At 41.6% G+C, this 24,000-nt stretch carries 16 protein-coding genes; 8 read left to right on the plus strand and 8 right to left on the minus strand.

From position 1 onward, the window contains the following. Nucleotides 1–6: 6 nt before the first annotated feature. Nucleotides 7–2,202 carry a TonB-dependent siderophore receptor gene (locus tag G0029_RS11695; protein WP_180109781.1) on the minus strand — a complete coding sequence of 732 codons (2,196 nt, stop codon included), beginning with the start codon at nt 2,200–2,202 and terminating at the stop codon, nt 7–9. Nucleotides 2,203–2,432: 230 nt separating this feature from the next. Next, the gene (gene nfuA, locus G0029_RS11700) at nt 2,433–3,071 is read right to left on the minus strand and encodes a Fe-S biogenesis protein NfuA (RefSeq protein WP_078189947.1); all 639 of its coding nucleotides are present in this window, start codon (nt 3,069–3,071) and stop codon (nt 2,433–2,435) included. A 158-nt stretch (nt 3,072–3,229) separates the two neighbouring features. Between nfuA and G0029_RS11705 the strand changes: the two genes are divergently transcribed. The 3 genes from G0029_RS11705 to G0029_RS11715 all read left to right on the plus strand — a co-directional run bounded on the left by G0029_RS11705 (nt 3,230) and on the right by G0029_RS11715 (nt 6,040). Further along, the gene (locus G0029_RS11705; protein WP_111884441.1) at nt 3,230–3,847 is read left to right on the plus strand and encodes a rhomboid family intramembrane serine protease; all 618 of its coding nucleotides are present in this window, start codon (nt 3,230–3,232) and stop codon (nt 3,845–3,847) included. A gap of 243 nt (nt 3,848–4,090) precedes the next feature. Next, nucleotides 4,091–4,270 (plus strand): hypothetical protein, encoded by a 180-nt coding sequence (locus G0029_RS11710; RefSeq protein ID WP_180005268.1) that lies wholly within the window; start codon nt 4,091–4,093, stop codon nt 4,268–4,270. 219 nt (nt 4,271–4,489) lie between these two features. Beyond that, nucleotides 4,490–6,040, plus strand: a complete 1,551-nt coding sequence (locus G0029_RS11715) for a hypothetical protein (RefSeq protein WP_180109780.1) — start codon at nt 4,490–4,492, stop codon at nt 6,038–6,040. Between the two features lie 165 nt (nt 6,041–6,205). Here the strand turns inward: G0029_RS11715 and G0029_RS11720 are convergent, their stop codons facing one another. Next, the gene (locus G0029_RS11720; RefSeq protein WP_180035527.1) at nt 6,206–7,825 is read right to left on the minus strand and encodes an inorganic phosphate transporter; all 1,620 of its coding nucleotides are present in this window, start codon (nt 7,823–7,825) and stop codon (nt 6,206–6,208) included. A 479-nt stretch (nt 7,826–8,304) separates the two neighbouring features. Between G0029_RS11720 and metH the strand changes: the two genes are divergently transcribed. The 4 genes from metH to G0029_RS11740 all read left to right on the plus strand — a co-directional run bounded on the left by metH (nt 8,305) and on the right by G0029_RS11740 (nt 17,329). After that, nucleotides 8,305–11,994, plus strand: a complete 3,690-nt coding sequence (gene metH / locus G0029_RS11725; RefSeq protein WP_180107555.1) for a methionine synthase — start codon at nt 8,305–8,307, stop codon at nt 11,992–11,994. Between the two features lie 913 nt (nt 11,995–12,907). Further along, nucleotides 12,908–14,638 (plus strand): dihydroxyacetone kinase subunit DhaK, encoded by a 1,731-nt coding sequence (gene dhaK, locus G0029_RS11730; protein ID WP_180107554.1) that lies wholly within the window; start codon nt 12,908–12,910, stop codon nt 14,636–14,638. Nucleotides 14,639–14,863: 225 nt separating this feature from the next. Continuing rightward, on the plus strand, nt 14,864–15,541 hold the full coding sequence (locus G0029_RS11735; RefSeq protein WP_078189957.1) for a DUF421 domain-containing protein: 678 nt from the start codon (nt 14,864–14,866) through the stop codon (nt 15,539–15,541). A gap of 600 nt (nt 15,542–16,141) precedes the next feature. Continuing rightward, a complete protein-coding gene (locus G0029_RS11740; RefSeq protein ID WP_180107553.1) occupies nt 16,142–17,329 on the plus strand; it encodes an ammonium transporter in 1,188 nt (395 codons plus the stop codon). A 75-nt stretch (nt 17,330–17,404) separates the two neighbouring features. On the opposite strand, the gene G0029_RS11745 is transcribed toward G0029_RS11740, so the two are convergent. Continuing rightward, the gene (locus G0029_RS11745; protein WP_180022306.1) at nt 17,405–18,103 is read right to left on the minus strand and encodes an HAD family hydrolase; all 699 of its coding nucleotides are present in this window, start codon (nt 18,101–18,103) and stop codon (nt 17,405–17,407) included. A 172-nt stretch (nt 18,104–18,275) separates the two neighbouring features. On the opposite strand from G0029_RS11745, the gene G0029_RS11750 reads away from it, so the two are divergent. Continuing rightward, complete coding sequence (locus G0029_RS11750; protein WP_180107552.1) at nt 18,276–18,983, plus strand: phosphatase PAP2 family protein; 708 nt, start codon at nt 18,276–18,278, stop codon at nt 18,981–18,983. 43 nt (nt 18,984–19,026) lie between these two features. Here the strand turns inward: G0029_RS11750 and G0029_RS11755 are convergent, their stop codons facing one another. The 4 genes from G0029_RS11755 to G0029_RS11770 form a co-directional block, all read right to left on the minus strand. After that, entirely contained in the window at nt 19,027–20,346 is a 1,320-nt protein-coding gene (locus tag G0029_RS11755; protein WP_180107551.1) for an ATP-binding protein, read from the minus strand. 19 nt (nt 20,347–20,365) lie between these two features. Next, entirely contained in the window at nt 20,366–21,034 is a 669-nt protein-coding gene (locus G0029_RS11760; protein WP_180107550.1) for a response regulator transcription factor, read from the minus strand. Between the two features lie 4 nt (nt 21,035–21,038). After that, complete coding sequence (locus G0029_RS11765; protein ID WP_180107549.1) at nt 21,039–22,709, minus strand: phosphoethanolamine transferase; 1,671 nt, start codon at nt 22,707–22,709, stop codon at nt 21,039–21,041. A gap of 140 nt (nt 22,710–22,849) precedes the next feature. Next, complete coding sequence (locus G0029_RS11770; protein ID WP_180107548.1) at nt 22,850–23,986, minus strand: porin; 1,137 nt, start codon at nt 23,984–23,986, stop codon at nt 22,850–22,852. Between the last annotated feature and the right edge of the window lie 14 nt (nt 23,987–24,000).

Here is a 24,000-nt window from a genome sequence, read left to right on the forward strand (position 1 = left end):
AACTACTTAGAACTGGTATTTCAAACTTGCATAGTAAGCACGACCCGGCTCGTTATATGTTTGATTGACCGTTTTATCACGCAGTTTTTGCTCATCAAATAGGTTATTCACACCGATACGAGCACTCAAATCCGCATTAAATTTATAACCAAAGTTAATGCCTGCAATGCCATAACTTTTCACGCTATCCATCGCCAAGCCATCTTTGCTTTCAAGACTGGTTTCTGCATATTGACGTGGCTTTTGACGACCATATTGGGTATAGACAAAGTTACTGTCTAATCGATCCGTGATGTTGTAGTTCAAAATAGAGTTCAGTGTGTAATTCGGAATCACTGAAAGCGGATTGCCAGTACGTTTATCTTCAGAGTTGATCATATAGGTAACGTTATTGGTCCACGCGATATCACCCCAGTCCAAAGAAATACTTCCTTCAACACCTTCCACCAAGGCTTCTGGCGTATTCATCCAACGCAGTACATTATATGTTGTTCCATTTACTTCTAGTTCTTCTAGACGTGTATCCCCTGCAACGATCTTATTTTTATAATCATTACGGAACCATGCAAAGCTTGCATTTACGATGTCTTTTTCAAACTGTACACCTAATTCTTTATTCACTGAAGTTTCAGGTTTGAGATCGCCATTACCTTGTAATAGACATTGGCTCAGCCCAATCGGACAGCCATTACCGCGAGTGCTTAACAGATAACCTTCCGCATTTTGGTACATATTGGGTGCTTTATACGCCTTAGCCACACCACCTTTTAATGTCCAATAGTCGCCAAGCTTTTGCGTAATATTGAGACTTGGACTCCAGCTATCACCCGATTTACTATGATTATCATAGCGTAGTGCCAAAACGACATCGGTGCTCTCGCCCAAATTCATATTGTTTTCAATATAGGCCGACGCAATCCGTGAATCCATGTGTGAACGGTCACCTGAAGTCAGCACATCACCAAAACCGCCTGCGCCAGCTTGTGTATTAACCGTATCGGTAAAGTCATCTTCAACCCATTCAGCGCCTAAAGTTAATACCTGTGGAACATACCATTGGAACGGCAGATTGGTTTCTGCATTAAGACGAACGGTTTCTAGATGTGACGTTTGTTTATTTTCAAGATTATTAATCTGTCCCTCTGTACTACCGCCTGTACCTTCAGGTAAGCGCTTATTTTTGGTTTTGTCATATTGCGCTATGATTTTACTGTCACCCCAACCCCACGTACCTTCATGGGTTAATGCAAAACTATCACGATAAATGGTATTGGTTTCTTCACCGATTAAAGCCGATAAGATTGGCGCTTTATTTGGATCCGCTGGATCAAATACACTGTTTTGACTGTCACCTGCAAAACGGTTACCTTGGCGGCCAACACTTGCGTCAAACATCAAGACTTGTTGATCGTTCAACTGCCAAGCCAAGCGCCCTGCGATATCTTTATTTTCAACGCCTTCTCGACCCGCCATACGCGCACCATTATCCATTAGAGCATTAATATCCGCAGCATCTGAATCGGTTTTGTTATAACTACCGTATAAACGATATGAAAGGACATCTTTGAGAATTGGCCCGCTTAAGTTAAAGCTCTCACGGTGACTTGCGCCCTCTTTAGCATCTTCAGGCTGATTGGTAAAAACCTCGGCAGAACCATGAACATCGTTGGTCACTTTCTTGGTTTTAATATTGACCACACCACCCATCGCACCTGAACCATAACGCGCTGCTGCTGGACCTCGCAGTACTTCAATCGATTCAATGGCATCTGCAGGTACCCAGTTCGAATCGCCACGTGTATCACGCTCACCGCGCCAGCCATAACGTACTGAGTTTCTCGAATTTACAGGCTTGCCATCAATTAAGATCAACGTGTTTTCAGGCCCCATACCACGGATATCAATCTGACGGTTATTACCACGTTGGCCTGTGGCACTGTTACCAGTCAAATTCACACCCGGCATACGGCGCACATACTCTGAAATATCATTCACAACCGGCATTTTTTCTAAATCTTCTGCCGTAATTTTTGAAGCACCTAATGATTGTTTAACCTGTTCTGCTGCGGTAACAACAATGGTTTCCATCTTCGTTACGGATTCGTCTGTTGCTTCAGTTTGCACATTTTCTGCATGCGACAAACTTACCAATGCACAGAGTATTGAAAGTGTAAGCGTTGATTTTAATAGTTGTTTGGTCATTGAGTGCTTCCAAATAAACGTATTTATGGAGAAATATAGAATAATGTGTTGCACATTGTAACCAACACAAACAATATTGCAATTAATTTTAATAATCATTCTCATTTATATTTGTGATATCGCTTATCATCTCGATGTTAAAACTTCAGAAATCATTTAAAAATCTTCGTTTTTTTGATTTAGACAATAAAAAAGCCGCAAGGTTGCGGCTTTTTATAAAAATACTGAACTTATTTGAAATAAGCACCTTCAGTATTACTGTGATCCGTTTGGTCAACAACACGCATTAACTCAGGTACATGCTGCTTCAATGTTGTTTCAACACCTTGTTTCAAGGTTAAATCGATTGAAGAACAACCTTGACAACCACCACCGAATTTAAGCACTGCAGTTAAACCATGTTCTGCATCTTCAACCACCTCTACCAATGCACAGTTACCACCATGACCTGCAAGTCCAGGGTTAATTTCTGACTGTAGAACATAAGTGATTCGCTCTTCTACAGAGGCATCTGGACCCACACGTGGCACTTTTGAGTTTGGCGCACGGAAAGTTAACTGACCACCAAAACGGTCTTTGTTATAGTCAATCACCGCATCCAAAAGATATGGAATAGACGGTGTGTCAATAAATGCAGGGAAATCTGGATAGTCTTGTTTATAGTCTGTAGGCACAACTTCTTCTGGTGCACTGTAAGCCATACAACATTCAGCACGTGGCGTACCCGGATTTTCCACAAAAACACGTACACCAATGCCCGGTGTATTTTGTTTATCCAAAAGATCTTTCAAATACTCTTGGGCATTTGGAGTGATCAATAGGTTTGGAATTTCTTCAGCAACTGCTGTGCTGTTGTTCTCAGTCGACATTACAATATTTCCTCAAGCTGAAGTCGCTATTTTAACTTAAGATGCGGGGCATTAGAAAAAAATCAACTAAAATTGTCGGAATTATTCTGAAAGTTCACGCTTTAAGCCGTTTTAATGGCATTATTGAGCATAAATTTTAACAAGTAGAATAGTCATATATGTTGGGCCTACCCTTTAACCACACCGTGACCATTATCCTGATTACGGTGGTGATTTCACTGATTGCATTTTCAAATCAGAAAGTGATGAATCGTTTGTTATTTTGGCCGCCAGCCCTCAGTCGTGGCGAGTATGACCGATTTATTAGCCATGGCTTTATTCATGCTGATGGTGCGCACCTATTGTTCAACATGATTACCTTATTTTTCTTTGGTAGTGTGATTGAAAGTTTTTATCGCCAATATTTCTTCGACATGGGCTTTGTATTGTTTTATTTAGGCGGTTTGATCGCTGCGATTATTCCGAGTTATTTAAAACATAAGCATGATACCCATTGGGCAAGTTTAGGGGCTTCTGGGGCAGTATCTGCAGTACTCTTTGCGTATATCTTGTTTGAACCGTGGAAACTGATTTTTGTATTCTTTATTCCTGTTCCTGCGATTATTTTTGCCGTGCTGTACGTGGCTTATAGTATTTGGTCAGGTAAACGTGGCAACAGTAACATTAACCACAGCGCGCACTTATGGGGCGCAGCTTATGGTGTGATCATGACGATCATTCTTGAACCGAAGCTTATTCCGCATTTCTTAAGTCAGTTACTAAATGTTCCTTTCTAACGTTAAGTATAAAAAATCAGCTGGATTTAACCTGAAAATGACAGCCTAAACCGTTTCAGTTTAGGCTTTTTTATTGTGCTGAGTTAAACCGCATGTCCATTGATCTTTTCTTTAGCCAATTTTCCACATCTACAACACCGCACTTTGAATATCGAGCTATACAATTTCACAGCAGATTGAAACGCTATCTATCCTTGCCCTGATTTAAACTGAAATGACACAGAATAAAAAGGGAAAATTCCTATGAAAATAGTCCTGATGTTCTCAAGTTTGCTGTTGACCTGCGTGTTGAGTGCTTGTGCCGTTCACACTCGTGAAGGCAGTATCGTGGTCGACCCAGATCGTAATCACTATCCTTATAATTACCCAGATCGCCATGGCGACTTTTGCCCGCCCGGACAGGCTAAAAAAGGTCGTTGTTGATTTGCCGTTGCTGATTTCATACCCTCTTCTTTTAAGCCTTCAAAACGAAGGCTTTTTCAATTCCGACAATAAAAATTGACGCTGTATATTCTACGAAAGTTCACAAAAGCACATGACAAATCATATAAATCTGGCACTTTATGCCACCCTATTTTTTAATTTGGCATAGATAATGTATACATCTGTATATTAATGACAAAATTAGCTGAGATATTTTGCATGTCGAGTTCAACTGAAGGTCTTCAATTTCCCATTTCGGCTTCAAACCAAAAGCCGAGTACATCTAAAACTGGTCGTGAAATTATTGCTGAAGCCTTAGCTGCAGTTGACCATCAGTCTTCTGTACGTGCAAAACAAGAAAAAAACTGGCGTAAAAAATATCCTGAATATTTTAAAGCCTTGGTTGAACAAGGAATTCAATCATCTGAAGCTGCGATCAACATTGCTGAGCAAGGTTTAAATAAAGCGCATCACGTCTTTGAGTTTTATCGTAATCAAGAAAAGTATACGCTCAAAGATGCAGTAGCTTTGACTGCACATCCGCTGCATACCGTGAAATTAAAAGGTGAAAGTGTCGCAGCGCCTGAGTGGTATGTGCCCTATCATGGTCAAAAACTTCAAGGTGAGGCTTTACTGGCTCAGATTCAAAAATGGCAAGATGCTGGCATCATTGAAGCCAGTCATGCCGACGCATTACGTGAAGCCATTGCACACCCAGAATGGTTCGATTTGTCAGATCGGACTATGGTGCTCTTTGGTGCTGCCTCCGAAGCAGGCCCTCTGACGTGGTTAGCAAAATGGAAAGCCAATATTGTAGCTATCGACCTCAATAATGAACGTGTTTGGGATCGAATCTTAAGCACGGTTCAGGCCGGTAATGCCACTTTATATGCACCAAGTCTCGACGCTGTGCATGAAGACACACCCATTCAAGAACTAAAACACAAATTGGGCGCCAATTTACTGACACACATTCCTGAGATTGCACAGTGGCTTGCACAAAGTGAACATCAGCTTGATCTGGCTGCAATTGCTTATTTAGATGGTGAAAAGCATGTTCGTGTTGCAATGGCAATGGACAGCATCATGGCTTATGTCAGTCAACAAAAAGCTGACACCAGCTTGATGTTTATGTGTACTCCAACCGATGTCTATGCTGTTCCAGAAGAGATTGTTACGGCAGCGCAAGCCAAATTCCAAAACCGTGCTTCTGCACAAAAACTATTGACACAAAGTATTGCCAAAGTCACAGGTCAGCATTTCTTTAAGCAAAATAATGAGCAAACCACCAAAGCAGACAATGGAAAATCCTATGGTATTGCTGACTGTCTGGTGGTGGAACAAGGTCCAAACTACGCACTCGCAAAACGTATCCAACAATGGCGCGCAACTGTCGCACGTCAAAATGGTCAGCGGGTTAGTATCAATATTGCGCCATCCACCACGACCCGCTCAGTGACGAAGAATCCATTATTAAAAGCCGCATTTAATGGTGCGAGTTTATTTGACGTGGAATCGTTTCAACCTGAAACCACTAATGCACTCATGGCGGCTTTATGGATTCACGACTTGAGAAACCCTCAATCGGTTGCTAACCCTGAAACAGCGCTAGACCATCCATTAGAACTCATGATGCATGGTGCCAACCATGGTGGCTTATGGCGTGTGGCTTATTTGGCGCGTACTGCCTTACCTTTTGCAGCGCTGTATGGTTTTGCTGAAGAGAAATTGCCCGTGAAAAAAGTATTGGGACTGTTTAAAAAAGCGTAACTGCATTGGTTCAAATAAGTGTTGAACTTTGCAAAGCTTCAACTCGCTAGTTTGATTGTTCTAATTCAACTCTCAGTCATCCCATTAAAATCGGTGATGTCTGAGATACAGCCATAAAAAAACGCTGCCGAAGCAGCGTTTTTTTATATCTGGAATTTGAGTTGCTTAGAACACTTTCAAGAATAACCAGTACAAGCAGCCTGATAGACATATCGTTGCAGGTAAAGTGAAGACCCAAGCCGATAGAATGGTTTTCACTGTTGCAAAGTTTAGACCCGATTTATTCGCGACCATAGTACCTGCAACCGCAGAGTTAAGTACGTGTGTCGTCGATACTGGCATACCAAAACCATCTGCAGCAGCAATCGTTGACATTGCAACAAGCTCGGCAGACATACCCTGACCATAAGTCATGTGGTTTTTACCAATACGTTCACCGACAGTCACGACAATACGTTTCCAACCCACCATGGTTCCAAGACCCAGTGCTAATGCAACAGCGACTTTCACCCATGTTGGAATGTACTGTAAGAACGAATCTAAGTGACTACGATATTCCTTCACTGTCTTTTGTTCAGCTTCTGCCATTGCTGGTAGTTGTTCAGCTTTATCTAGACGTTTAAAAGCAGTGGTACTGAGGTACATATCATTACGAATCGAAGATACTTCTTGTTCAGGAATATCTTTTAAGTCGCCATACTGTGCAACACGCTCACCTAAATGATCGGTCAAACTTGCTAAAGCTGGCACAACTTCTGGGCTGACCTCTTTGGTTTGAATGTATTTGGTGAGTACATCACGCGCTTGTGCATCAGGAATATCCTTATGCTCTGCGTAGATCGCAGTCGCAGTTTGAGCAGATAACTGATGGAAAGATTGAATATGTTGATTATCTAAGTTCTTATTCAATGAATAAGCCAATGGCACACATCCGATCAAAATCAGCATGATCAGCCCCATACCTTTTTGACCATCATTTGAACCGTGCGCAAAACTTACACCTGTACAGGTAAAGATCAAAATTGCACGAATCAGTGGTGGTGGCGGCTTATTGCCTTCTGGTGGCTGAAACAATTCTAGCTGTTTGCGGAAAATACGCTTCACCAACAAGAAAACTAGGGCTGCAAATGCGAAACCAATCAGTGGAGAGAACAATAACGCCTTACCGACTTTAAGCACCTGCTCCATATCTACACCGCTCGCACCACCGCCTGCATTTAACAGGTAGTTCATGATGCCAACGCCAAGAATAGAACCAATCAAAGTATGCGAACTAGACGCTGGGATGCCTAAGAACCAAGTCCCTAAATTCCACAAAATCGCTGCGATCAGCATTGCGAAAACCATGGCAAAACCTGCACCTGAACCAACGTTCATAATCAATTCAACAGGTAATAAAGCAATAATGCCGTAAGCGACTGCACCACTGGCAACCATTACGCCTAGGAAGTTACAGAAACCCGCCCACATTACCGCAACCGGTGCTGACAAGGCGTTGGTATAAATCACTGTTGCTACTGCATTTGCAGTGTCATGGAAACCATTTACAAATTCAAAGCCAAGTGCGATGAATAAGGCTGTGCCCAATAAAATCATTGAATAAAGACTTAAAGGCGGAACATGCGCTAAATCGGCAGTCACCTGAAAACCAATATAAATCAACGTTGAAATAATCACCGTTAAAAATACCGGCATAAAGAATTTCGGTGTAGGCACATGAACATTCGTGGACTTTTGAGGAGTCGACGTGTGCGCTGAATCTACGGGAGTTTGTTTAGAATTCATGCAGGCAGGAATAGAGGATTTTAAAATCCCCATATTGTTCAATTTAATTATGACAATTATATGACAAAGCGGTGTCATATAAAGCAATTTTTCATGCTTTATTTGTTTTTTTTAGGTGTTTAAAACCGACTCCTATACTCTACTTTCATAAAGTAAATCAGTTATTTAATCTGCGTATTTAAACTCTATTTTCTTTAAAACCCAATGTTTCAACTTATATTTCATCTGTCATGTTTTTTTGTCATATTGCATAGCCCTACTGGATGTTTTTTAATCTTGCCTGAGCAATATGACAAATTCATGAAGCTTTCCATACATTTATATGAAATTGGAATATGAAATTATCAAGTTGCAATATTGCTCATTAATTCAACAAGCTAATAATTGCGCACTGTGAAGATGATTGAATATCAATAAAACTGCAATGAATTCTGTTAATATATTTGCCGATTTTATATTCCATCGGATTGGGGTTATTTATGTCCACGCTTGCCACCCTAAAAGAGCTGCTCGCTCAACGGATTCTGATTATCGACGGTGCAATGGGCACCATGATTCAGCGTCATAAACTCGAAGAAGCTGACTACCGTGGTGAGCGTTTTGCAGATTGGGCATCTGACCTCAAAGGCAATAATGACCTATTGGTGTTGACTCAGCCGCAAATCATTCAAGGCATTCATGAAGCCTACCTCGATGCTGGCGCAGACATCATTGAAACCAACAGCTTTAACGGCACTAAAGTTTCAATGTCTGACTACCACATGGAAGATTTGGTATCAGAGATCAACCGTGAAGCAGCGCGTATTGCCAAAGCCGCTTGTGAAAAATACTCAACACCTGAAAAACCACGTTTTGTGGCTGGTGTGCTTGGGCCAACTTCACGTACTTGCTCAATCTCGCCAAATGTAAATGACCCAGCATTTCGTAATATTACTTTTGATGAGCTTAAAGAAAACTATATTGAAGCTGCGCATGCCCTGATTGAAGGCGGTGCGGATATTCTACTCATTGAAACTGTATTCGATACCTTAAACTGTAAAGCTGCCATTTTTGCAGTGAAAGAAGTCTTCAACCAAATTGGCTACGAATTGCCATTGATGATTTCAGGCACGATTACCGATGCCTCTGGCCGAACTTTAACTGGCCAAACTGCTGAAGCGTTCTGGAACTCTGTGCGTCATGGTGATTTATTGTCGATTGGCTTTAACTGTGCCCTAGGTGCAGATGCCATGCGTCCGCATGTAAAAACCATTGCTGACGTTGCCGATACTTTTGTTTCGGCGCATCCGAACGCTGGCTTACCAAATGCCTTCGGCGGTTATGATGAAACCCCTGAAGAAACAGCTGCCTTTATTAAAGAATTTGCAGAAAGTGGCTTGATTAACATCACTGGCGGCTGCTGCGGTACAACGCCGGATCACATCCGTGCTATTGCCAATGCCGTAAAAGACATTGCGCCGCGCCAAGTGCCAGAAACCAAACCCGCTTGCCGTTTAAGCGGTTTAGAGCCGTTCAACATTACAGAAGATTCGCTGTTTGTAAACGTCGGTGAACGTACCAACGTGACAGGTTCTAAAAAATTCCTACGTTTAATCCGTGAAGAAAACTTTGCCGAAGCTTTAGAAGTTGCACAGCAGCAAGTTGAAGCCGGTGCTCAGATTATCGACATCAACATGGATGAAGGCATGCTGGATTCAGAAGGCGCAATGGTGCACTTCCTGAATCTTGTAGCCTCTGAACCTGAAATTTCACGTGTGCCGATCATGATTGACTCATCTAAATGGGAAATCATTGAAGCGGGCTTAAAATGTGTACAAGGTAAAGCGGTTGTTAACTCGATTTCCTTAAAAGAAGGCTATGACGAGTTCGTTGTAAAAGCGCGTTTGTGCCGTCAGTATGGCGCTGCCGTAATTGTGATGGCCTTTGACGAAAATGGTCAGGCCGACACTGCTGCACGTAAAAAAGAAATCTGTAAGCGCTCTTATGACGTGTTAGTGAATGAAGTTGGCTTCCCTGCTGAAGACATCATTTTTGACCCGAACGTGTTTGCAGTGGCAACAGGTATCGAAGAACACAACAACTATGCTGTGGACTTCATTGAAGCGACAGGTTGGATCAAGCAAAACTTACCACATGCGATGATTTCAGGCGGTGTGTCTAACGTATCGTTCTCTTTCCGCGGTAACGAGCCTGTACGTGAAGCGATTCACTCAGTGTTCTTATACCATGCCATTCAGCAAGGCATGACTATGGGTATCGTCAACGCAGGTCAAATGGCGATTTATGATGATATTGATGCTGAACTGAAAGCTGCGGTTGAAGATGTGATCTTGAACCAAAACCAAGGTGAAAGCCATCAAGAAGCTACAGAAAAGCTGCTTGAAGTTGCTGAAAAATACCGTGGTCAAGGCGCTGCGCAAAAACAAGTTGAAAACTTGGAATGGCGTGAACTTCCAGTTGAAAAACGTCTTGAACACGCTTTGGTTAAAGGCATCACCACCTTTATTGATGAAGATACTGAAGAAGCACGCCTGAAAGCTAAACGTCCACTCGATGTGATTGAAGGTCCGCTTATGGACGGCATGAACGTGGTAGGTGATTTGTTCGGTTCAGGCAAAATGTTCCTGCCGCAAGTGGTGAAATCTGCACGTGTCATGAAGCAAGCCGTAGCTTGGCTCAACCCATTCATTGAAGCGGAAAAAACAGCTGGCCAATCTAAGGGTAAAGTCCTGATGGCGACTGTTAAGGGCGATGTGCATGACATCGGTAAAAATATCGTGGGCGTAGTACTTGGGTGTAATGGTTATGACATCATCGACCTTGGCGTGATGGTACCTTGCGAGAAGATTCTGCAAACTGCCATTGATGAGAAAGTCGACATTATTGGTCTATCTGGGCTAATCACTCCGTCTTTGGATGAAATGGTTTTTGTTGCGAAAGAAATGCAGCGCAAAGGCTTTAATGTTCCATTGATGATTGGCGGTGCAACCACTTCTAAAGCGCATACGGCAGTGAAAATTGATCCACAATATTCAAACGATGCAGTCATTTATGTTGCCGATGCATCTCGTGCGGTGGGTGTAGCAACAACTTTACTTTCTAAGGAAATGAAGCCAAAGTTTGTAGCAGAAACCCGTGCTGAATATGAAAAAGTCCGTGAGCGTATTGCTAACAAACAGCCGAAAGCAGCGAAACTGACGTATGCTGAATCGGTTGAAAATGGTTTAAAAATTGACTTTGCAGCCAATGCGCCTGTGAAGCCAAACTTTATTGGTACGCAAACGCTGACCAATTATCCATTGGAAACATTAGTTGAATACTTTGACTGGACACCGTTCTTCATTTCTTGGAGTTTGGCAGGTAAATTCCCTGCTATCTTAACTGATGAAGTTGTAGGTGAAGCAGCAACTGACTTGTATGAACAAGCACAGACCATGCTAAAAGACATCATCGACAACAAACGTTTTGATGCTCGTGCTGTGTTTGGTATTTACCCTGCAAACCGTTCAGCAGCGGATTCGGTTGAAGTGTATAGCGAAGATGGTCAATCGGTTACGCATACCTTCCATCACATTCGTCAACAGTCTGATAAAGTGACAGGTAAACCAAACTTGTCATTAGCGGACTTTATTGCGCCTAAAGGTGTCGCAGAAGACTACTTGGGCGGTTTCACTGTATCGATCTTTGGTGCAGAAGAAATGGCCAATGAGTACAAAGCTAAAGGCGATGACTACTCTGCAATTCTTGCGCAATCTTTAGGTGACCGTTTTGCGGAAGCGTTTGCGGAGCATTTGCATGAGCGCATCCGTAAAGAGTTCTGGGGTAACCAAGCGTCTGAAACCTTAAGCAATGAAGAATTGATTAAAGAGAAGTATGTGGGCATCCGTCCTGCACCGGGCTACCCTGCTTGTCCTGAGCATTCTGAAAAAGCGCCATTGTTTGACTGGTTAGGTTCTACCGACAAGATTGGTACGCAATTGACTTCTAGTTTTGCAATGTGGCCGCCTTCATCTGTCAGCGGTTTCTACTATGCAAACCCTGAAAGCCAGTACTTTAACGTGGGTAAAATCGCAGGCGACCAGCTTGAGGATTATGCGAAGCGTAAAGGTTGGACACTGGATGAAGCGAAACGTTGGTTAGCGCCAAATTTGGATGATTCAGTGAATTAACCCCCTTGATTTGCCTTTCTTATGTAAGATTTAAAGCAATGCTTTAAATCTTACTGAGGGGGAAACTTGGTATATGTCTAGTTTTATAAAATCTTTAAGTGAACATACTAAATCATACAATTTTAGTAAATTTACTAAATTTATCGATTAAAACTTCCATAATGATCAAGCTAGGAATTGCAATAGCCAGCAATAAAATTATTTGTAATCTTAAATTAGGTTCTGGATAAGATAACAAAATTTGGAATAGTGCCGAACATAAAAAAATGTAAATGATTGGCATTGAACAAAGAAACTTAAAGGATATCAATTTTAACAGTTCATTTCTCCTACCTTTTTTAAATAAGTAACAATAGGTTGCACCTAGTAAACCGATTATTGTTACTATGATAGGATTAATAATCCCACCTTCATTTATATATTCAAGTACAGCAAGAGAGAATTTTAAATTTGGATTTACTAGATCAATAAACAAAATAGTAATAAAAAAGATAAAGCTTAATTTATAATTAATCGTAGTTTAATACTAATATAAATATAAATTCTACACTCCATAAAACAACAAAAAGACAGTAAAAACAACTATGAAATTTAAAATTGGCTTTTACCTATAAAATTGCAAACCTAGTATTTACTTATTACTTTTACCCTCACCCCCTTGCGAAGCAGTGCTTCTCATCCCAATGGGAGAGGGAGCTTTCATTACGAATTCAATAATGGATGTTCCCTCTCCTGAGCAAATTTTAAAGCACTGCTTTAAAACGAAGCGCAAGTGAGGGTTAGGGAGAGGTTTATTAATTTAAAGAGATACTTCTTAAATGCCCTTTTTACACTTTTATGTCAGACACCACACCAATTTCCTTATAATAATCACCTTTAGATCTCCCCAAATTCATAACCCATTGGTGCATTAATGAAAAAACTCATGAACGGTGCAGAAAACATCGTAATTGAAATGTGCAAAGGCTTTGTTCTTGCCCATCCAGAACTCGCATTTAACGAGTCGCACAAAATCATTTCACGCAAAGAAAAGCACAATAACGTGGCATTGATCAGTGGTGGTGGTAGCGGTCACGAACCTGCCCATGCAGGCTTTGTAGGCACAGGCATGTTAGACGCTGCCGTATGTGGTGATGTATTTGCATCTCCATCGCAAATTCAGGTCTATAAAGCCTTACAGCAAGTCGCAACTGACAAAGGCGTGCTGATGATCATCAAAAACTATTCTGGCGATATGATGAATTTCCAGAATGGCGCAGCCCTTGCAACTGAAGACGGCATTAAAGTTGACTATGTAAAAGTGGCAGATGACATTGCGGTTAAAGACAGCCTATATACAGTAGGTCGTCGTGGTGTTGCAGGCACAGTATTTGTACATAAGATTGCAGGCGCAGCAGCATCAAAAGGCTTAGAACTTGCAGACGTAAAAGCGATTGCTCAAAAAGCTGTGGACAACGTCATTAGCCTTGGTTTTGCTTATAGCTCATGTACTGTTCCAGCCAAAGGCACGCCAACGTTTATTTTGGCTGATGACGAAATGGAATATGGCGTCGGCATTCACGGTGAACCCGGCATCCGTCGTGAAAAAATCTTGCCATCCAAAAAAATGGCACAGCGCATCGTGGATGACCTGTTCCTTGACCGCCCAGACATGAAAGAAGTTGCAGTTTTGGTCAATGGTTTTGGTACGACACCATTACAAGAACTGTATGTGTTTAATAACGATGTCTGCCAACACCTTGCCAATAAAGGCATTAAAATTTACCGTACATTTGTTGGCAACTATATGACCAGTATCGACATGAATGGTGCATCTGTGTCATTACTTGCTGTCGATGATCAATTGAAAACTTACCTCGATGCAGCAGCCAATACCCCTGCATTTAAAATGGATGGTTCAGCAGCACAGCCTTTAACTTTTGTATCCAAAGATGCTTCAGCCGAAGCTGTAGTAAACACCCAAGTTGAAACACAGCCTGAACATGCGGTGATTAGCAATGAGCAATTCACCATCGAAAACATGCGTTATGTGGTGGATGTGATGTCTGCCTGTATCATTAGAAATGAAGTGCCATTCTGTGAGCTGGACGCGTATGCTGGTGACGGCGACTTCGGTATGAGCGTGGCGAAAGGCTTTAAGCAATTAAAACGTGAATGGCAAAGTCTGATTCAAGCGCAGCAGATGGATGAATTCATGCTGAACTGCTCAATGATCATTATGGAACACTGTGGCGGTGCATCTGGCCCAATCTGGGGTTCAGCATTCCGTGCAGCAGCTAAATCAATTCAAGGCAAAACTGCTTTGAGCGTTTCAGACTTTACCGAGATGCTGCAAGCAGCGGTCAAAGGCATTCAAACTACAGGTGAGCGTTCATTTGGACGCGGCGCAGTGGTGGGTGATAAAACCCTGATTGATGCAATTGTGCCATGCGCAGATTCTTGGTCTGCCCATACAGATAAAACCTTTAAAGAAAACTTTGTACTTGGTGCAAAAGCGGCGGTTCAAGGCGCTGAAAATACCAAAGAGATTGTAGCACGTATGGGACGTGCGGGAACTGTAGGCGACCGTAGTCTTGGCTATCCAGATGCTGGCGCACATGGTTTAGGTGTAATCTTTACGAATATTGCAGAACATATTAAATAACTGAACATCTTTAAAAATTGCCAGACCACATCAAAAGCATCGATTCGTCGGTGCTTTTTTTATGGCTATTTTAAAGCACTTTTTTTCATCAAATATCTCATTCATACAATACCTTTAGTATGAAATCCTTTTTCGAATAGTGCTTAAAAATTAACACAATTGAGCTGCTTTATCGCCCAGCGCTTTGCTAAGTTAAAAACACATAACGATAAAAAAGGATGAGACATGGATTTCACTCAAATTTTCATCCATGACACTACATGGACTTTTGCTGCCGAAGTGATTTTGCGTAGCGTCATTATGTTCGTTTTAATCATCGTATTCTTACGCCTAACAGGTAAACGCGGCGTGCGTCAGTTATCTATCTTTGAAGTTGCCATCCTCCTTGCTTTGGGTTCAATTGCAGGAGACCCGATGTTTGAAGAGGAACTCCCCCTCTTACAAGCGCTCATTGTGATGACGGTAGTGATTGGTTTATACCGCGTAATCACTTGGCTAATGATGAAATACCAACCCTTTGAAGATTTAATTGAAGGCAAAGCCCTCTACATTGTTGAAGATGGTGAATTGGTCTTAGAAAAGATTAAACAAGGTAAAATGTCACATGATGAATTCTTCTCTGAAATGCGTCAGCAAAATGTGGAGCATCTTGGACAAGTTCGAGTTGGTTTATTAGAAAGTGATGGAAAATTTAGTATTTTGTTTTATCCACCTGAACAAGTGCGTTATGGACTGCCACTATTTCCGAAACCCTATAAAGCGGTTCGCGATATCAAAATGCATCATTTGTACGCCTGTACGCATTGTGGCAAAACCATGTACATTCACGGTGCACAGGATGCCTGCCCGCGTTGCGGATGTTGTGACTGGGCTGAAGCGATAAATACACAGCGTTTAGCTTAAGCATTCAACGCTTAACCCTAAAATCCTGTACCGTTTAAATTTAACACTTCATCTAATACAGTCAGACCCAACGACCATCACCACAGACCCACCCTTCAATGTTTTATTCGCCATCTAAAAGTGCAGCAGCAGAGATTTCACTGGTTAATATCTGGGCATTATTTCAGTTCAGGTAAGACATCCAGCTTTCATCTTTTGAAGACCACAAGATGCTCAGACAGACTCCCAAAAATGTATCATTCGTCAATTTTCAGTTTCATTCTCGCACTAACATCTATCAATCAGATAAAAATACAAAATAATGAATTGCCCTGAATTAACTCAGAAATGGCGCTATTTGTTTTTCATTTTTTAAACAAATTCTAAAAACATAGTTTTTCACTTAATAATCATTCATTTAATTTTGTCATTGCAAATCACCATTGCACTATTTTAGTGCATTATTATCATGCTCAAGCAAGTCTTTGCTTTATATCGAGTCTTCTACATTTTTTAGTTTTTTTAATCAAAATTTCCCTCTCTCACTCCTCTTTTCGAAATTATTCCGCTCGATATACTGAACTTCTTTTCGTGAACTAGCGCACTAAACTGGAACACCTTATGCAAAATATAGATCTCCTCTTTCTCCTTCTTGGTGCAGTCTTGGTTCTTGCCATGCATGCTGGCTTTGCATTTTTAGAATTGGGTACAGTACGACATAAAAATCAGGTCAATGCGCTGAGTAAAATTTTGACTGACTTTTCTATTTCCGCAATTGCATACTTTTTTGTGGGTTATTACATCTCTTATGGTCAGCACTTTTTTCATATTGGGGACACTTTAGCAGCCGATCATGGCTACAACTTAATGCGTTGTTTCTTCCTGCTGACTTTTGCCGCAGCCATTCCAGCGATTATTTCAGGTGGTATTGCTGAACGTGCAAAAATGCGGACTCAAGCGATTGCCACATTATTATTGGTCGCTTTGGTCTATCCATTCTTTGAAGGCATGGCATGGAATGGTAATTTTGGGCTACAAGTATGGTTAGAACGCACATTTGGCGCAGCATTTCATGATTTTGCAGGTTCGGTCGTGGTACATGCCATGGGCGGTTGGATCGCTTTGGCTGCGGTGCTTTTACTTGGCGCACGTCATGGACGCTATAAAAAAGACGGTCGTATCAGCGCGCACCCGCCTTCAAGTATTCCATTTCTTGCCTTAGGTTCTTGGATTTTAATCGTCGGTTGGTTTGGCTTTAACGTGATGAGTGCGCAACGTTTGGATGCCATTTCAGGACTGGTTGCGATTAACTCTCTCATGGCAATGGTGGGCGGCACGCTTGCAGCAAACTTTATGGGTAAAAATGACCCCGGTTTCTTACACAATGGTCCCTTAGCAGGTTTGGTTGCAATCTGTGCAGGTTCAGATGTGGTTCATCCTGTCGGTGCGTTGATTATCGGCGCTATCGCAGGTCTGATCTTTGTCAAACTATTTACATACACTCAAAACAAACTCAAAGTCGATGATGTACTTGGCGTTTGGCCACTACATGGTGTCTGTGGAGCTTTTGGTGGCCTAGCTGTAGGCTTATTTGGGCAAAAATGGTTAGGTGGCTTAGGTGGTATTTCAATGATGTCGCAAATTATTGGTACATTCTTAGCCATTGCGATCGCACTAATTGGTGGATTTATCGTTTACGGTACATTAAAAGCTGTAATGGGTATCCGCCTAGATCAAGAAGAAGAATTCCGTGGTGCAGACTTAAGTATTCACCGTATTTCGGCAAACTCTGAAGAAAACATGTTCTAAACAACACAATCTAAAGCGGCATTTATGCCGCTTTTTTTACCCTAAACTTCGCTTAAAGCTTGAGTTTAAATCACCTTATTTTAGAAAATCTAAGACCTGATCCAAATGCTGAATTTTATTCGGAATGCTGTGCTGTTGTTCAGCACTTAAAGTATGAAAGCCTTCAAGCAATACAGCAGACATCCCTGCTTGGCTCGCACCGTAAATATCATTGACAGGATGATCACCAATAAATAAACACTCGGTTTCCGTCACGCCCAACTCACGACAACTGTACTGAAATATTTCAACTTTGGGCTTACTGATGCCTGCACTTTCCGAGCTGATGATCTGATCAAAATACGATGCAAAACCTAGTCCATTCAAAATATTCAGGCGTGTGGCATGTCCACCATTCGACACCACCGCCAGTTTATACTGCTGCTGTTTTAGTTGCTGCAGCAAGGTCAATGCTCCCGGCATCGCCACGGCGAACTGACCAAAGTGCTGAAACCAAAATTGTGTGAGCTCATCAAAATCGGGTTGATGTATCCAATCCAGCTCCGTTTGTAGAGCATAAGCGACAGATGCCCCAATACTCGGATGAGTAAGGAGTTCTTTTTTCGGATATCCCCCATTATCTATACGATTAATAATACGTTTAATCTGTACAAGGTCTACCTCCACCAGCGTCGACTGATAAGACTCGGCTAAATACTGCGTATAGGCCTGAACGCTGTGATCTCGATGAGTCAAAGTATTATCTAAATCAAAAAGGACTGCACGTATGCTCATAAATCTTTATTACTGAGTTTTCAAAAACTTTAACACAATGCCCGTTTTGCTTTATGCACCTTCTTCGCTATCGATATCGATACAGTTCACATAGCCGATTAAGTCTGATTTAAGCTTCGTGGTTTCAAATAGCAGCATTCAAACAAAATAATTTCAGCACATCACACGACTTATGCTCTCGAACCGTTCCTTTTTATTACGACAAGCGCTGCTGCTCACACTCAGTTTGGTTGGCCTCCTTTATGTTTTCCCCGTCGGTGGTTCGCTCGACCAAGCTTTTATTCAGCCTTGGGTCGACCTACATGGTGGTTTTCCTCATCGTAATGATTGGGCACTTGCTGTGCTGAACCATCGCTATATCAAGAATATCGTTATAGGCGTTTATGTTCTCTATATCGCAGCGTGGATATGCAGTTTTAAATATCCGCATCTGAAAGCACGTAAGTTTGAATTTGGCTATTTTATCGTGGTGGCTCTACTCAGCACGGCAATGATTGGTTTACTCAAATCACAATCTGCACATGCCTGCCCTTGGAATATGACCGTCGCCACAGCCCAAGGCTTTTCTTGGGATTTTTCAGCACGCCAAGGACACTGCTTCCCGGGTGGCCATGCTGCGACTGGTTTTGCCCTAATCACCGGATATTTTGTTTATCGAATACATCGACCTGCCCGTGCCTATTTCTTTTTATGTGCAGGGCTGATTTTAGGCTTTGCTTTTGGCTGGGCGCAAATGATGCGGGGTGCGCATTTTCTGAGTCATAACCTTTGGACCGTATGGATCATTTGGGCATTTAATTGTGTCATGTATGTGCTGTTTTCTCGCCATTTCACTGCATCGACTACGCAGCAAAACAGCAAACCTTTTACATGGATCTAATTAAGTCCCTGAATTGAGCTTGATCTGAAAATGATTGAGTCACTCATGATTCACTAAATGGGATCTGTAAACTCACTTTCAGACCACCCAATGTTTCACTTTTAGAAAACTCCAATTCCGCACCGATATGTTTTGCGGCTTTATCCACGATTGCCAGCCCTAAACCACTTCCAATTTCTTCATGATTATAAATTCGATAAAAGCGTTTTCGAATTTGCTCATATAAAGCTGGGTCGATGCCAGGCCCACTATCTTCAACCTGTACAACCGCCTGCCCCGCATGTTCAAAGACGGAGACATTAATCATGCCCTGTGCAGGGGTATATTTAATGGCATTATCAATCAAATTAAAAATGATTGAATGTACCGTTGGCTCAAGACTATATAAGGCAATGCTTTGTTGTTGCTCCATGCCAAGGTCAATATCTTTTTGCATAGCCAAATGTACCAGTTGCTCCACGCAATTGGTTGCGACTTGCTTAAGATCAAAATGTTGTTTGCGCTCAAGTTCAAAGACCGAGGCGTCTTGTTTTGCCAAACTCAATAATTGACTGACCAAATGCTGAATACGAATTAAACCTTTACTCAAATTTTGTAGAGCGTCATCTTGTGGAAATTTTTGTAGCAAAATCTGCATTTGCAAATTCAGTGCGGTAATCGGGGTCCGTAACTCATGCGCTGCGTCAGCAATAAACTGGCGCTGTTCCTGCTGCGACAACGAAATTCGTTCAAACAACTGGTTCATTTCAATAATGGTTGGTGCAATTTCCTCTGGATACTGCATTTGAGAGATTGGAGAAAGTTCAAAGGCATCCCTTTTTGCCAGTTCTTTTTTAAATTTTTCCAGTGGGTTTAAGCTGCGTTGAATCAACCATCCCAAAGCGATTAATGCAAAAGGTATAAAAACCAAATAGGGAATAAACATGCTACTGGCCAATTCTGCTGCAAGATGCTGCCGAACCGACTCTTGCTGACTGACCTGAATTTGCCGATCTGTGAGTGGCAAAATATAGGTATGCCACTCATCCTGTTGGGTACTGTGGGTATAAAAACCGGCTTTGGGCTGAGGCGCGACCAATAATTTTAATTGATGGGTTTGATGTGCATTGGATTGATAGGTCCACACATCAACAAATAAATCTTCTTCGTGATAATGCTTATGTTGATCAAATTCACTGCGAATGGGCTGCGGATCATGCTCTGCAACACGTTCCGCCAAATTTTGCATTTGTGCATCTAAAATTTCATTAATTTCTTCAAGCGCAATTCGATATGCTGAAAACACCAAAAGACAGCCCAAAAGCATACTGAAAACAGACACATAAATAATTAGTCTCTTTTTCAGAGAATAAGGCTGCTGCATGGTTGATAATTCCTTTGCCTTAACCGAGTCGATAACCTAAACCACGAATGGTGCGAATAAAATCTTTGTCTAATTTTGTTCTGAGATGATGCACATACACTTCAATAGTATTACTGCTGATATCACTATCAAAATCATAAAGCTTATCTTCTAAATTAGCTTTCGAAAAAATCTTATTCGGATGCGTCACCAATGGAATCAATATGGCCCATTCACGGTTAGATAAATCGACATATTGACCCTTATAGCGTGCAAGATGCTGCTCAATATCTAAAATCAATTCACCATGTTTTAAAATTTTCTGTGGTGCTTCGACTGAACTCTGCCCTGTGCGTCGAAGGAGCGCATGAATCCGTGCAAGTAATTCATCAAACTCATAAGGTTTAATTAGATAGTCATCTGCCCCATGGTTTAATCCATCTACACGATTTTGTAATTGATCACGTGCCGAGATGATTAATACCGGCAATTTGGGCTGCATTTGACGAATTTGTTTCAGGACTTGCATACCATCCATCATCGGCAAACCAAGATCTAGCAAGACGATATCAATCCCCCCTTGCATTATGAGCTTTAAGCCATCGATACCATTATTCACCCACTCGACTTCAAACTGTTGATAGTTCAACAAGGTTTTTGTCGATTCGGCAATCATGAAATCATCTTCAATAATAAGGATTTTGTGCATGGGCTTAAGTCCTGCGCTGTACTGAAGTACATTGTTGCAACATATTGCTTTTTTCATCAATCACTTGAGTCTGCACATCGAGCAAACTCAATAGCGATGGAAATAAATTATCCTGACTTAATTTTTGGCTTTTTTGTGCAATTAAACAAGTATATTGCGCTGAATTATTTTTTTGCCAAGCCGGTGAAAACCACATCAACATCGGTACATGGGTTTGCTGTGACGGTGCAATTGCGTATGGAGAACCGTGTAAATATAAGCCATGCTCACCTGTCGACTCGCCATGATCGGACAAATACCACAGTCCTGTTTGATAGTGGTCAGTCACTTTTAAGGTGTTAATCAATTCACTCAGCACATGGTCGGTATAGATAATACTGTTGTCATAACTATTTATTAATTCTGTAGAGCTACATCCCTGTATGGCATTGCTATTACAGGTTGGCTTAAATTTTTGAAACGCTGCGGTACTTCGTTTGAAATAAGCAGGGCCATGACTGCCCATTTGGTGTAACACAACTAAACGGGGAGTTGGATCTGCTTTGGGGATCGAAGCCAAATATGCCTTCAAACCATCCACTAAGATTTCATCATGACATTCGCCATCGGCATCACACCACTTTTTCTTCAGCGCTTCAGGAAATTCATATTTTTCAACACGTGTGCATGTACCCTTACAGCCTGAATTATTATCTAGCCACGTCACCTTATAGCCTGCACGCTGTGCAATATCGAGTAAACCTTCGCGATGACTTGCAAGCTGTTCGTCATATTCGGTTCTCGGCATTCCCGAGAACATACAAGGAACAGACACAGCGGTTGCGGTGCCACATGAACTGACTTGGCTAAAATTGATAATATTTTGCTGACTGAGTTCAGGATTGGTATTTTTAGCATAGCCATTCAGTGAAAAACTTTCCGCGCGCGCAGTTTCACCAACCACTAAGACCATCAATTTTGGTAAGCTTTTGGCGCTTACGTTTTCAACCATATGTGCATCTTCACCATAGATCAACAATGGCAAATTCTGTTTCGGTGCTTTTTTGTGATAATAGGAAAATGTCGAAGCGATACTGTTTTGTGGTGAGAGCATGCCTTTTAAGTCACGATGCTCACGAAAGATCGCAGCATAATCGACAAAATAAACAAACAGCAAAGCACCCAAAAGGATGAGCGATAGCACTATATGTAGACCCTTTTTGGCTACGACCGTGCTTAGGGCTTCTTTATGCAGTGGCAAAAGCCAGATCAATAGCACTGGCAAAATAACCAGTCCAAAGACCCAGATAAAAAATTGTGGCGAGATTAAATCCTGCACTTCCTTTACATCTGTTTGCATCATGTTCTGCACTTGGTCAGATGTAATGGTCACGCCTAAACTATTGACAAAATAGGCACTCAAGCCACCAATGATAAGCAAAACACTCGCCAAAAGTTTTGAATTCCATCGCCATTGCAGGAGTTGCATCAGCACATTATAAAGTGCCACCACCACCAGTACGGTTGCAGCTAAAAATAGTCCGGCCTTCAATCCCGTATAAGGTGTGAGCTGCTGGATTTGCTGATAAAACGCGAGGTTCAAAACCACCCCAAGCCATAAGGCAAGCACGAGGTTAAATTGACTTAAACTAAGTCTTGGAATTTTTTGCTGTATTTTAGCTATGACCTGAAGCATATTGGCATCAATTATTGATCTTTGATGCCCCAATCTAAAAATTCAAACTTAAAAATCACTTAAAACTGATCAAAACCAAGCAAGAAAAATCAAAAAAGGCGATGTAAAACATCGCCTTTTGAACAACTTAAATCAAAGTTTTAGAATTTAAATTCTAGACCTGTACCTAGAACAGGTTGTTCACTTTCATTCGAACCTTTTTCAAGTGCCAAGTAACCCGCATAGCCATATGCTTTCACTTGTTTGCTAAATGCATAATCCGCACCTGCTATGAATTGCTGAGCTTCGTAATCCTCACCTGCTTTATAAGTCGTGGTATTTTGACTATATTGTGCTTTGACTGTCCAAGCTTTTGCAGAAGGTAGATTGTATTCTGCGCCGACTAACCAACCTTGAGCATCATCAATATTTGCTGCTGCAACATCATTACCTTTAGCAGCCTCAACCTCTGATGTTTGATACAGTGCTTTGAGCGCCAAACCACCCTCAAGATTTACACGACCGATCGCACGAATTGTATTTGCTGCTGCAAATACTTTAGTTCCGGTTATTTCAGAATTAGAAACAACTTTATCATTCACGGTATATGAACCACTATTTAGCATCCCTACGCCACCAAAGTTCGATGGAATGGCTTTGTCATACGCTAAACCTGCGACAACAACGGGGCTGTCATAGACAACAGACGCCGACCAAGCATCGCCAAGACCACGACCTGCAGTTTTTACTACACCTTTATCACTCTTGATTCCTGAAGACTCACCTGTTGCAAGCAATGCATTAACTTTAATTGCACCTTCAGCAATTTTAAAAGCTGGTGATTCATAGACAACAACGTTATCTACACGGTTTTCACCCGTCATGATACCTGTAACATCAGCACGGTTACCCACGTAGTTGTTGAATGTATCAACCGGACTAGACAATTGTTTTAATGGTGTATCGTGTGCACCGACTTTCAATGTACCAAGTTTCGCATCTTTCAAACCAACGAAGCGGTTACGCTTAGACCAGTCATCGCCTTCGCCGTCTGAGTTAAATGCCCATTCAATTGCATAAACTGCGCTTAAACGGTCAGTCAGTTTTTCATCGCCCTTTAAACCCAAGAAAGAACTGTTTGAACTGATTTCAACGACATCTTTGTCTGAAACACCCGTTTTATTATCTTCAGGTAAATAATCAACAGACGCATCAATTTCACCGTAGAAGGTTGGTGCTGCAAAGGTTGAGCCAGCCAAAAGGCTCAATGCGATAGCCGCTGCTAACTTAGTTTTCATCAAAAATTTTCCTT

Origin of the sequence: Acinetobacter sp. YH12138, assembly GCF_015218525.1 — a bacterium.
Lineage (GTDB): Bacteria > Pseudomonadota > Gammaproteobacteria > Pseudomonadales > Moraxellaceae > Acinetobacter > Acinetobacter amyesii.

Excerpts from the sequence above, each read along its gene's own strand:
- G0029_RS11695 (WP_180109781.1), bottom strand. The coding sequence starts at position 2,202 with ATGACCAAACAACTATTAAAATCAACGCTTACACTTTCAATACTCTGT.
- nfuA (WP_078189947.1), bottom strand. The coding sequence starts at position 3,071 with ATGTCGACTGAGAACAACAGCACAGCAGTTGCTGAAGAAATTCCAAAC.
- G0029_RS11705 (WP_111884441.1), top strand. The coding sequence starts at position 3,230 with ATGTTGGGCCTACCCTTTAACCACACCGTGACCATTATCCTGATTACG.
- G0029_RS11710 (WP_180005268.1), top strand. The coding sequence starts at position 4,091 with ATGAAAATAGTCCTGATGTTCTCAAGTTTGCTGTTGACCTGCGTGTTG.
- G0029_RS11715 (WP_180109780.1), top strand. The coding sequence starts at position 4,490 with ATGTCGAGTTCAACTGAAGGTCTTCAATTTCCCATTTCGGCTTCAAAC.
- G0029_RS11720 (WP_180035527.1), bottom strand. The coding sequence starts at position 7,825 with ATGAATTCTAAACAAACTCCCGTAGATTCAGCGCACACGTCGACTCCT.
- metH (WP_180107555.1), top strand. The coding sequence starts at position 8,305 with ATGTCCACGCTTGCCACCCTAAAAGAGCTGCTCGCTCAACGGATTCTG.
- dhaK (WP_180107554.1), top strand. The coding sequence starts at position 12,908 with ATGAAAAAACTCATGAACGGTGCAGAAAACATCGTAATTGAAATGTGC.
- G0029_RS11735 (WP_078189957.1), top strand. The coding sequence starts at position 14,864 with ATGGATTTCACTCAAATTTTCATCCATGACACTACATGGACTTTTGCT.
- G0029_RS11740 (WP_180107553.1), top strand. The coding sequence starts at position 16,142 with ATGCAAAATATAGATCTCCTCTTTCTCCTTCTTGGTGCAGTCTTGGTT.
- G0029_RS11745 (WP_180022306.1), bottom strand. The coding sequence starts at position 18,103 with ATGAGCATACGTGCAGTCCTTTTTGATTTAGATAATACTTTGACTCAT.
- G0029_RS11750 (WP_180107552.1), top strand. The coding sequence starts at position 18,276 with ATGCTCTCGAACCGTTCCTTTTTATTACGACAAGCGCTGCTGCTCACA.
- G0029_RS11755 (WP_180107551.1), bottom strand. The coding sequence starts at position 20,346 with ATGCAGCAGCCTTATTCTCTGAAAAAGAGACTAATTATTTATGTGTCT.
- G0029_RS11760 (WP_180107550.1), bottom strand. The coding sequence starts at position 21,034 with ATGCACAAAATCCTTATTATTGAAGATGATTTCATGATTGCCGAATCG.
- G0029_RS11765 (WP_180107549.1), bottom strand. The coding sequence starts at position 22,709 with ATGCTTCAGGTCATAGCTAAAATACAGCAAAAAATTCCAAGACTTAGT.
- G0029_RS11770 (WP_180107548.1), bottom strand. The coding sequence starts at position 23,986 with ATGAAAACTAAGTTAGCAGCGGCTATCGCATTGAGCCTTTTGGCTGGC.